This is a genomic window from Pradoshia sp. Z6_59 (assembly GCF_058267515.1).
The window spans coordinates 40238-50570 of sequence record NZ_JBZCPP010000025.1 but is presented as its reverse complement, the minus strand read 5'-3'; the positions used below and the strand labels follow the sequence as shown (position 1 = coordinate 50570).

Annotated in this window: 14 protein-coding genes; 13 read left to right on the top strand and 1 reads right to left on the bottom strand. The window is 37.3% G+C overall.

Annotated features, from left to right (window positions below):
- Window positions 1–270 (bottom strand): Ohr family peroxiredoxin (locus tag AC4D4B_RS18030; RefSeq protein ID WP_491000689.1); only part of this gene is annotated, 270 nt, incomplete at its 3' end.
- 177 nt (window positions 271–447) lie between these two features.
- On the opposite strand from AC4D4B_RS18030, the gene AC4D4B_RS18025 reads away from it, so the two are divergent.
- The 13 genes from AC4D4B_RS18025 to AC4D4B_RS17965 all read left to right on the top strand — a co-directional run bounded on the left by AC4D4B_RS18025 (window position 448) and on the right by AC4D4B_RS17965 (window position 10287).
- Window positions 448–897: an NUDIX hydrolase gene (locus tag AC4D4B_RS18025; protein WP_491000688.1), complete on the top strand. Its 450-nt coding sequence runs from the start codon at window positions 448–450 to the stop codon at window positions 895–897.
- A 34-nt stretch (window positions 898–931) separates the two neighbouring features.
- Entirely contained in the window at window positions 932–1102 is a 171-nt protein-coding gene (locus AC4D4B_RS18020; RefSeq protein WP_491000687.1) for a hypothetical protein, read from the top strand.
- Window positions 1103–1223: 121 nt separating this feature from the next.
- Window positions 1224–1391, top strand: a complete 168-nt coding sequence (locus tag AC4D4B_RS18015) for a hypothetical protein (protein ID WP_491000686.1) — start codon at window positions 1224–1226, stop codon at window positions 1389–1391.
- The gene (locus AC4D4B_RS18010; RefSeq protein WP_491000685.1) at window positions 1372–1602 is read left to right on the top strand and encodes a GNAT family N-acetyltransferase; all 231 of its coding nucleotides are present in this window, start codon (window positions 1372–1374) and stop codon (window positions 1600–1602) included. Before AC4D4B_RS18015 ends, AC4D4B_RS18010 begins: the two co-directional genes overlap by 20 nt.
- Before the next feature lie 16 nt (window positions 1603–1618).
- A complete protein-coding gene (locus AC4D4B_RS18005) occupies window positions 1619–2242 on the top strand; it encodes a pyridoxamine 5'-phosphate oxidase family protein (protein ID WP_491000684.1) in 624 nt (207 codons plus the stop codon).
- Between the two features lie 497 nt (window positions 2243–2739).
- The gene (locus AC4D4B_RS18000; protein WP_491000683.1) at window positions 2740–3660 is read left to right on the top strand and encodes an ABC transporter ATP-binding protein; all 921 of its coding nucleotides are present in this window, start codon (window positions 2740–2742) and stop codon (window positions 3658–3660) included.
- Window positions 3653–4507: an ABC transporter permease gene (locus AC4D4B_RS17995; protein ID WP_490995707.1), complete on the top strand. Its 855-nt coding sequence runs from the start codon at window positions 3653–3655 to the stop codon at window positions 4505–4507. Before AC4D4B_RS18000 ends, AC4D4B_RS17995 begins: the two co-directional genes overlap by 8 nt.
- 379 nt (window positions 4508–4886) lie before the next feature.
- Window positions 4887–6272, top strand: coding sequence for an FAD-binding oxidoreductase (locus tag AC4D4B_RS17990; RefSeq protein ID WP_491000682.1), 1386 nt, complete (start codon window positions 4887–4889; stop codon window positions 6270–6272).
- 132 nt (window positions 6273–6404) lie between these two features.
- The gene (locus AC4D4B_RS17985) at window positions 6405–6965 is read left to right on the top strand and encodes a thioredoxin family protein (RefSeq protein ID WP_490995705.1); all 561 of its coding nucleotides are present in this window, start codon (window positions 6405–6407) and stop codon (window positions 6963–6965) included.
- Between the two features lie 129 nt (window positions 6966–7094).
- On the top strand, window positions 7095–7397 hold the full coding sequence (locus tag AC4D4B_RS17980) for a DUF2087 domain-containing protein (protein ID WP_490995704.1): 303 nt from the start codon (window positions 7095–7097) through the stop codon (window positions 7395–7397).
- 431 nt (window positions 7398–7828) lie between these two features.
- Complete coding sequence (gene pxpB, locus AC4D4B_RS17975; protein WP_491000681.1) at window positions 7829–8551, top strand: 5-oxoprolinase subunit PxpB; 723 nt, start codon at window positions 7829–7831, stop codon at window positions 8549–8551.
- Window positions 8538–9515 carry a 5-oxoprolinase subunit C family protein gene (locus AC4D4B_RS17970; RefSeq protein WP_491000680.1) on the top strand — a complete coding sequence of 326 codons (978 nt, stop codon included), beginning with the start codon at window positions 8538–8540 and terminating at the stop codon, window positions 9513–9515. The genes pxpB and AC4D4B_RS17970 overlap by 14 nt, the downstream gene beginning before the upstream one ends.
- Complete coding sequence (locus tag AC4D4B_RS17965) at window positions 9508–10287, top strand: LamB/YcsF family protein (protein WP_491000679.1); 780 nt, start codon at window positions 9508–9510, stop codon at window positions 10285–10287. The genes AC4D4B_RS17970 and AC4D4B_RS17965 overlap by 8 nt, the downstream gene beginning before the upstream one ends.
- Window positions 10288–10333: the final 46 nt, after the last annotated feature.

Sequence of the window (10333 nt, the reverse complement as noted above, 5' to 3'; positions counted from 1 at the left end):
GTCATCTTCTTCATCCTTACCGATCGTAACATTAGACGTAACTGTTGTATCAACTTTTTTTCGATCCTTACGTAATACGAGATTTAATGCACTGTCATAACAGGCAGCATATCCTGCTGCAAACAGTAATTCAGGGTTTGCAGCTTGTTCTCCGCTGCCTCCCAATGCTTTTGGTTGCCTCACATCTAAATCTATAATCCCGTCTTCAGATTTTACATGTCCTTCTCGGCCGCCAGTGGATGTGACAGTTGCTGTATATAATGGTTCCATCAAACCAACTCCTTAATTAATGATATATAGCACTTTTCCCTATTTTGGTTTTATTAAACAGATAATCAAAGGAATAGCTAATTGATTATTATGAAAATACTTCCTTTTCCATCTAGACTACATAGAAAAACTAGGTATATAATAAAGGTGAAAGTAAATTTATGGGAAGTAGTGTGTATGTGTATGGAAACAGAAATGCTAACTATTTTTGATGAATCAGGATGCGCGATTGGGGTAGCAACACGCGAAGAAGTTCATAACAAAGCGTATTGGCATCAAACCTTTCAATGTTATGTGATTGGGAAAGAAAATCATGAAGAATATGTGTATCTTCAACTCAGAAGTCATTTAAAAAAAGATTTTGCTAATGTTTACGATATAACTGCAGCGGGACATATTCTTTCAAATGAAACAGTGGCTGCTGGTGTAAGAGAAGTTAATGAGGAACTTGGATTAAATGTTACCTATAATCAACTAGACAGCCTTGGTATAATTCCTAATGTAATTGAAACAGAGAAAATCAAAGACCATGAATTAAGCCATGTTTTTCTTTATGAAATGACAGAACCTATGAAGACTTTTATCCTGCAGCCAGAAGAAGTATCTGGCAAAAGCTCGATTATATGATTTTATTACTTTTTATAAGGGAGATTCAGATTATTTGGAGATTGAAGGCTATAAGCAGGATTCTAGCGGAGGTAAAACTTGGTTTAACGAAATAATCAGTAAAGACCAGTTTGTACCGCATTCTGAGCAGTATTTTGTTACGGTGGCAGAAGCTATTTGCTCGAACCGGAAAGCTTTAAATAGAGGAATTGCTGAAAAAAGATAACAATCAGTGGCATAATTAACTGTATCTTGGAATGGATATAGAATCATAGTGATTATTATAGGAACAGATGCGGAGTGATAGGCATTTTAAAGTAAATTATAACTCAATATATGCAGAGTCTATGCAACAAGTCTATCAATCTGTCGGCTGGAATAAGCATACTATTGATGTGATTGAACAAGTTTTCGCAGTAAGTACGCATGTTGCCATTGCTTTTAAAGAAGATCGACTAATTGGTTTTGGTAGAGCGCTATCAGATGGTGTATTTAATGGAGCAATTATTTTATGATCTCGTAGTCCATAAAGACGAACAGGGTAATGGAATAGCTAAGGAAATCATTAATCCTCTATTAACGCAATTGAAATCAGTATCCTGTATTCACTTAATTTCGACAGTCGGAAACGAAGAAATTTATAAAAAAAGCGGATTTTCCCCATTGAAAACAGGTATGGCCCGCTATTTGAATCAGGAGTTGGTTGAAACCTATTTGATTAAATAAAAAAGGGGGGGATTGAATGTTCGACCAGATTATAACGGAGGCAAATGAACTGCGTGCCCTTATAGGAGAACCAAGTAAACTAGTACAAAATAAAGTGATTAACCGATTGGATGATCATTGTGTGCATTTCATAAGCAAATCCCCGTTTGTGTTTATTGGTACAACAGACGGGAACGGGCATTTAGATGTTTCACCTAGGGGAGACCGAGCTGGATTTGTTCGAATATTGGATGAAAATCATTTGATAATTCCGGAACGGAGAGGCAATAAAAGAATGGACACCTTATACAATCTTTTAATGAACCCTGGAGTAGGCTTGTTGTTTATTATTCCAGGCTTGGGTGAAACCCTCCGAGTAAATGGAAAAGGGTACGTAGTAAAAGATCCAGACTTGCTTGAGTGTTTAGGTGTTAATGGAAAGACACCAAACATCGGTATTGGGGTTAAGGTAGAGGAATGCTTTATTCATTGTGCAAAGGCATTTATTAGATCAGAATTATGGAATCCGACAACTTGGCCAGATAAAGGCTCTCTACCTTCAGCTGCAAAGATTCTTGCAGCACATGCCAGCCAACTGAAAAAAAGAGCTGAAGACATTGAAATCCAATTAAAGGAGGGTTACACATCCAGATTATATTAAACAATTTTTTTGTTGCTCTCTGATATTAGTCTTAATCTATCACCACAGTAAAAAAATAAGACTGCCTTTGTAAGGATGTTGCTATTGCATAATTTATTCTGAGTGATAAACCACCACCTCCAGGAAGGAAGTGGCTGTTCTCGTTATTTAAAGAAATTACGCGTTATTTCATGTACCTTTTTACATAATTATAGAGTGGTTTTACAAAATTAATCGGTTTATTTAATACAGCAGTGCGGGCTTTTTAATACATATGAAAAATGCGGAGCATTCTTATTATCGTGTTAATATCCCGATTCATTTTTCCTCAGTCTGTAAATTCAGTCTATATATGTTTTATTCAGGTTAGAATGTTCATTTCATCGCATATATTCCATCGCCAAATTGCTTCAATCCAAGCTATAATATAATTAAAATAGTAAAATTGACTGCATTTTTAAAACTCTCCAACAAAAAAACATTCTAATCTGACTATTTATATGAATTGAGGTGTTTATATGGAAAAAATCATTGAGGTAAGCCACCTTACCAAAACCTATGGTGACATTACGGCGGTAAATGATATTGATTTTTATGTAGAGAAAGGAAAGCTGTTTGCCTTCCTCGGTCCTAATGGCGCAGGCAAAAGCACGACAATTGATATGTTATGTACGCTCTTAAAGCCAGATGAAGGAGAAATCATCATTAATGGCTATCAGATTGCTAAAAATGATTCTAAAATCCGTGAATCAATCGGGGTAGTCTTCCAGGAAAGCCTGCTCGATCCTCTCCTGACTGTACGGGAAAATCTCCTAACAAGAGCTAAATTCTATCAGATTCCAAAATCAGAGCTTAAATCCAGAGTGGAACGAGCAGCGCTTGCAGCTGATGTCATGGACTTTATTGATCGCCCTTATGGAAAATTATCAGGAGGGCAAAGGCGCCGTGCTGATATAGCAAGAGCTCTTGTGAACACACCGAAGGTTCTTTTCCTGGATGAGCCGACTACCGGTCTTGACCCCCAAACAAGAAGAAGTGTTTGGGAGACAATTACGAACCTGCAAGTAGATCAGGGACTGACTGTATTCCTGACGACACATTATATGGAGGAAGCGGCCTCTGCCGACTATATCATAATCATTGATGATGGTGAGATTGTGGCAAAGGGAACTCCTTATGAACTGCGAAATACATATAGCTCAGATATGCTGAAAATTGAACCGACTGACCATGCCGCTCTCGATGAGCTTTTTCAAGCCAATGGAATCAAGTACAAAAACGAGCATCAACTGATGTCCATTAAAATAGCGAATACAAAAGAGGCCCTCTCGATTCTGAAATTGGCAGAGCCCTTGATTGCAAATTTTGAAGTGTTACATGGGACAATGGATGATGTGTTCATCGAAATCACAGGAAAGGAAATACGTGCTGATGTTTAATTTAGCAAAGCGTAATCTAAAACTATTTTTTCGAGATAAAAGCGCGGTCTTCTTCTCCTTATTGGCCGTCTTCATTATCATTGGATTATATGTTCTCTTTCTTGGAGATACCATTGCAGGGGACATGACCGAAATTAAGGAAGCTCGATATTTAATGGATAGCTGGATTATGGGCGGTCTACTTGCCGTTACCTCAGTCACGACGACCATGGGCGCTTTTGGCACAATGGTAGAGGATCGGGCAAATGGCAATATGAAAGATTTCTATGCCTCGCCATTAAAAAGGTATCAAATAGCTGGTGGTTATATAATCAGTTCATTTATGGTCGGCCTCATCATGTGTATGGTCACTTTTGTCTTAGCGGAGATATATATTGTCGCAAACGGTGGGGAGCTTTTGCCCCTCATAAGTATGTTAAAAATCATTGTGTTGATTTTCTTATCGGTTCTAGCCTCAAGCGCAATGGTGTTTTTCTTAGTTAGCTTCTTTTCAAGTGTTAATGCATTTGCAACCGGCAGTACTGTCATCGGGACATTAATCGGGTTTCTTACCGGCATTTACATTCCAATTGGCAATCTTCCTGATGCTGTTCAAATGATTGTGAAAATTTTTCCGGTAACCCATGCAGGTGTCTTATTTCGTCAGGTATTTATGGAAGAGCCCTTAAAAATATCATTCGACGGTGCACCAAGTACTGCAGTAGATGGGTTTAAAGAAGAGCTGGGTGTTATGCTTACATATGGCGACTATACTGCCCAAGCCAGCACGCATATTTTTGTTCTCGTAGGAGTCACCATTTTATTTTTCGCTCTCGCCGTATGGAATGTATCACGCAAAAAAGCCTAGCAGGGGACATAGTTCCCTGCTTTTTTATGAAACTGAGATATTTCGTCTCCCAGAATTAAGATAATGCTAATCTAACTAAATTACCTTCACCACAATCTACATCTAGCACTTTGTTATTTATCCCCTATAAGTTAAGTGAAAAACTCAATTCTTATTATAATGACTTTTTATTGGACTGTTATATCGGAGCTGTATGATCTGCTTTTTTACCCCCTAAAGCTTAATTTAGAACCAATATAAGGGAATGTGAATCGCTGGTATTTTCTAAATATTTGATATAATGGTAGAGGTTGGAGTTGGTAGAAAATATTTTAATAATTGAAAAGACCAATATACCATTAACAAATATCACGGTAAATAAGAATAAGGGGCGAATAAATTGATTAATACCACTGAAGAATTGTTGATTGCTCTACGAAATATTATTCAAGAAAGCCGAGTAACAACCAATCTAACTATTTTAGAACAACACAGCATAGATGAATCGTATCATCGTGCCAGTCTGCCTGATATAGTAGTGTTTCCGACAAACACAGAAGAAGTGAGAAAGATAATGACTATAGCGAATCAATATAAAGTACCGATTGTGCCATTTGGAAGGGGAACAAGCTTGGAAGGGCATGTTATTCCTTATGACCATGGAATCATGATTGATTTTTCTCTTATGGATAAAATATTGGAAGTCAGGGAGAAGGACTTTCTTGTGAAAGTTCAACCAGGGGTGACGCGTTCTCAATTGAATAAAGAGTTGAAAAAATACGGATTATTTTTTTCCGTAGATCCGGGGGCAGATGCAACACTTGGTGGGATGGCGGCTACAAATGCCAGTGGAACAACATCTGTTAAATATGGAATTATGCGTGACCAAGTTCGGGATTTAGAGGTTGTTCTTGCGGATGGCACGCTGATTCATACAGGTAATTTAGCAGAAAAGTCTTCTTCTGGCTATCATTTAAATGGTTTATTTGTAGGATCGGAAGGTACACTTGGATGTTTTACTGAATTGACATTAAGAGTCTACGGTATTCCTGAAAATATTATGGCAGCACGGGCTTCATTCAAGACTGTTAATGATGCTGTCGAAGCAGTCTTGAGTATTTTACAAGCGGGTATTCCAATTGCGAGAGTTGAGCTTGTAGATGAACCTTCTATGAAACAAGTAAACTTGCATAATAAAACAGTCTATAAGGAACAACCTACTTTATTTTTAGAGTTTGAGGGTAATGAGGCTGGCTTAAAGCAAGATGTTGAATTTATGAAAGAGATAGTAGAGGTTCACAATTGTGAAGATATTGTATTTGAGACCGATAATGCAGCTCGAAATCAGCTATGGGAAGCTCGCCATAATCTAGCTTACTCCTATATTCATGGACATCCAGGAAAAAAACTCATGATAACCGATGTGTGTTTACCGCTTTCCGAGTTAGCTGGTGCTATTGCTCATGCAAGAGAATCACTTGATTTGTTAATGCTTACAGGCGGTGTTGTTGGGCATGTCGGTGATGGCAATTTTCATGTTCTTTTAATGATAGATATGAATGATCCTGATGAATTAAAAAGAGCAGATCAATATAATGAATTGATTGTAATGTATGCACTTGAACGAGGAGGAACTTGCACAGGAGAACATGGGGTCGGCATAGGGAAACAGAAATACCAAGAGAAAGAACATGGAGAAGCACTGCTGGTGATGGAAAAGATTAAACGGGTACTAGATCCAGACAATCTTATGAACCCAAATAAAATATTTAAAATTAAGAAATAGAAAAAATATTATTGGAATTCATTTTATGATGAAATAAAAGATTGGTAGAATTTTTTATCATTGGCAACTTTCTTAAGATAGAGAAATGTATTGGTTGATTAGTTTTTATAATGATAACTGGAGGGTTTTAGGGTGGAATTACAACAATGGTTTGAAAAAGGTTTAACAACGGAACAGTATATCGATGGTATGAAAACGCATAAAGAAAATCTTCAAAAGGTGTATGAATCCTTCCATCTTTCTGAGGAAAATAAAGAGGCGCTTTTAACTATACCGACCACTGGGATTAAGGTTATTGTGTTGACGGAAGATTGGTGCGGGGATGCAATGGTAAATATCCCGATCTTACTGCGTATTGCAGAAGCAACAAATATCGACGTTCGTTTTATCCTGCGTGACAGCAATTTAGAGTTAATGGATCAGTATTTAACCAATGGAACAGCCCGATCGATTCCGATTTTTATTTTCATCGATGAAAAAGGAAATGAATTAGCCGTTTGGGGACCACGCGCTGCTAAAATTCAACAAAGCTTTGATGAGTTGAAAGCACAGTTACCAAGTGCAGATGCCCCTGATTTTAAAGAAAAGCAACTTGAGATGTTCAAAGAATTTGTAAATAAATTTACGGCAGATCATGATACATGGCAAGTTATTGCAGATAGCATTATTAGTAAATTAAAAGAAATTAAGTAGGTGAGTGATTCATCTAAAAGTTAGAAGAAGGATACACCACAAGTACTTGAAACCCGCAAAATATAATCAGCTATTTGTCCTTATTAATATATAGAAAAAAGGATGGGGAGTATTTAAAGGGGGAACATGGTGAATATACGCTATGTAACAACAGAAGAGGAAAAGAAAAAGGTCTTGTCAGCCTATTTTAAAGAAGGGTTGGAGGGTCAATTAGAAACGTTTCCGAGTAAGGAGAAAAGAAAGCTGATCATTTTACAAAATATAAGTGAACGTTTTGAACAGGGGAGAATATATTCAGAAATAGAAATTAACGAAGTGTTGAAAACAATTTACGGTGATTTTGCAACAATTCGAAGAGAGCTTATCGTGTATGGATTTATGAATCGCAGCAAGAATTGCGCTGAATACTGGATAGAAGATGAATTGAGATAAAACGATTGATTATGCAGACAATAGGAAAATAATGCGGGATATAAGAAAGGGACGAATGATTTAATTTAAAACTAATTGATTAGTACATAGAAGACTTAAACACAAAATAAATCAATGGCAGTAGTTCTTTCGATTAAAGGACAATTAACAATATCATAATCTTATTAATTTTAAGACTGAAGACAGAGAGAATAGTACTCTGTTTTTTTTGCTTTTTCCTTTATTTCAGGGAGCATTAGTATTCTCCATAAGAATTAACAAATCAGTCATTGTAATAAGAGATAGAATCTCCTCCTACGGACATTAATTATTTAAAATATTTCAATAATTTAAATAATTAAAGTATAATAATGGAATATCTGGAGATTGGTCTTATTTCTACAAAACATTACATATTTCTCTTGAATGGTATAGAAGGTGAGGGATGCTAGATGAATTATTCGTTACATCCACTTGGAGATCGAGCAATTTTAATTGAATTTGGCAAAGAGATAGATGAAGTAACCTATAATTCGGTACGACAGATAAGCAATCTATTAGAAAGTGAGAAACCTGAGTGGCTGATTGAGTTGGTTCCCGCATATACAACACTTACCTTATTTTATTCTCCTGAATATGTTAATCGAGAATTTCAGGAAAGTCAGCTTCCCTATGAAATAATCACTCGTGAGATAAAAAGATTGCTAGACCGTTCTCGACCATCAATTAAAGGTGAACAAAGAAGAGTGGAAATTCCAATTTGCTATGGCGGAGATTTGGGTCCGGATCTAGTATATGTGGCTGAATATAATCATTTAACTGAACAGGAAGTTATTGAGATTCATTCAAATGGTGATTATCTTATATACATGCTTGGATTTGCACCTGGATTCCCTTATATAGGAGGGATGTCTAAGGAAATCTCAGTACCAAGAAGAAAATCTCCAAGACAAAATATTCCCCCGGGAACGGTAGGGATTGCTGGTGAGCAAACAGGAATTTATCCAATTGAAACACCTGGAGGTTGGCAGTTGATAGGCAGAACTCCACTAAAATTATTTAATCCAACTGATTCATCACCCACTCTATTGAAAGCTGGGGACCGGGTTCAATTTAAACCAATTAGCTATGAGGAGTATCTCAGTCTGGAGGGGAATGGAAATGTTGATCATTGAAAAATCGGGTTTGTTAACCTCCATTCAGGATTTAGGAAGGTACGGGTTTAAAAAATATGGGATTATCACAGGCGGAGCAATGGATCCATTATCTCATAGAATGGCAAATCTATTGGTCCAGAATCATGAAAATGAACCGACAATTGAAATGACCCTCTCTGGTCCAACTATACGATTTTTAGAGAACACGATCATTTCTTTGTGTGGAGGAAACTTATCCCCTTCTTTAAATGGCAGGCCAATGCAAATGGCAAGTCCTATTCATATTCAAAAAGGGGATGTTCTGACATTCGGCCAGCCTAAGACAGGTTGCCGTGCTTATTTAGCAATACGCGGCGGTATAAAGATTCCAAAGGTGATGGGGAGCTATTCCACCTATCTACGTGCACAAATAGGAGGATTCAAAGGGAGACCTCTGCAAAAAGGCGATCACTTAGAGGTTGTTCCTTTTAAACAAGAGAGGGATGTAATGAGCACGAATTGGTTTGCTTCGGACCTGTTGCATATAGAGCCAGAAGGCCTTAAAAAGGTAAGGGTTTTAAAAGGCAGACATTTTGAAGAATTTACAAAAAGGAGTATAGATGCCTTTACTAAGCAATCGTATAAAATTTCTTCTCAGTCAGATAGAATGGGTTATCGTCTTGATGGAGTCTCGCTTGAACTTTTTAAGCGGAAAGAGATTGTTTCAGAAGCGGTCACTTTCGGAACGATACAGGTTCCTGCAAATGGGAAACCAATTATATTGATGGCTGATAGTCAGACGATCGGCGGTTATCCAAAAATAGCAGAAGTTATTTCGGTTGATTTGCCAGTTGTTGCCCAGGCCAAGCCAGGTGATTCTTTGCAATTTGAATTTGTCACATTGGATGAGGCGCAGCAGCTTTATCTTAATCAAGAAAAACAACTAAAAATTTTAAAAAGGGGAATTGGGATGAAATTTATTAAGGGGAAACAATATGTATAAGATTGACATTAATTGCGATATGGGAGAAAGCTTTGGACATTATCGATTGGGGCGAGATGAAGAGATACTAAATTATGTATCTTCAGCTAATATCGCCTGTGGTTTTCATGCAGGCGATCCATCAACAATGAAGAAAACAGTACGGTTAGCGCTTTTAAAGGGAGTTGGAATAGGAGCACATCCGGGGTTTCAGGATTTAATAGGTTTTGGACGCAGGGAAATGAGGGTTAGTCCTGAAGAAGCCTATGATCTGGTAATCTATCAAATCGGTGCATTATATGCGTTTACAAAGGCAGAGGGAGGAAAGCTACAGCATGTAAAACCACATGGAGCTTTATTTAATATGGCGGCAAAGGATATTGCTCTGTCCGAAGCGATTTCAGAAGCAGTATATGATGTGGATCCTGAATTGATTTTATTTGGATTATCCGGTGGAGAATTGGTGAAGGCAGCCAAACGTATTGGTTTACGTGCTGCCAGTGAGGTTTTTTCAGACCGCACATATCAGGCGGATGGAACATTAACCTCAAGAACGGATGCAAATGCATTAATTAAGGATTCAGCAAATGCCATCCATCAAGTTGTTCGTATGGTGAAAGAGCAGAGGATTACTTCCGTTAAGGGTGAGGAGATAGAGATAAAAGCAGATACAGTCTGTATTCACGGAGATGGAGAAAACGCGCTGGAATTTGCAAAGCAAATCTCAGAAACATTAAAAAGAGAAGGTATCGAAATTCAAAAAATAGATCGTTTCATAAATGAATTGATATAAAAAATCTCTTTGGAAGACATTTGAATACAGCTGGTTGATATTCTAA

Excerpts from the sequence above, each read along its gene's own strand:
- AC4D4B_RS18025 (WP_491000688.1), top strand. The coding sequence starts at position 448 with ATGTGTATGGAAACAGAAATGCTAACTATTTTTGATGAATCAGGATGC.
- AC4D4B_RS18015 (WP_491000686.1), top strand. The coding sequence starts at position 1,224 with ATGCAACAAGTCTATCAATCTGTCGGCTGGAATAAGCATACTATTGAT.
- AC4D4B_RS18010 (WP_491000685.1), top strand. The coding sequence starts at position 1,372 with ATGGAGCAATTATTTTATGATCTCGTAGTCCATAAAGACGAACAGGGT.
- AC4D4B_RS18005 (WP_491000684.1), top strand. The coding sequence starts at position 1,619 with ATGTTCGACCAGATTATAACGGAGGCAAATGAACTGCGTGCCCTTATA.
- AC4D4B_RS18000 (WP_491000683.1), top strand. The coding sequence starts at position 2,740 with ATGGAAAAAATCATTGAGGTAAGCCACCTTACCAAAACCTATGGTGAC.
- AC4D4B_RS17995 (WP_490995707.1), top strand. The coding sequence starts at position 3,653 with ATGTTTAATTTAGCAAAGCGTAATCTAAAACTATTTTTTCGAGATAAA.
- pxpB (WP_491000681.1), top strand. The coding sequence starts at position 7,829 with ATGAATTATTCGTTACATCCACTTGGAGATCGAGCAATTTTAATTGAA.
- AC4D4B_RS17970 (WP_491000680.1), top strand. The coding sequence starts at position 8,538 with ATGTTGATCATTGAAAAATCGGGTTTGTTAACCTCCATTCAGGATTTA.
- AC4D4B_RS17965 (WP_491000679.1), top strand. The coding sequence starts at position 9,508 with ATGTATAAGATTGACATTAATTGCGATATGGGAGAAAGCTTTGGACAT.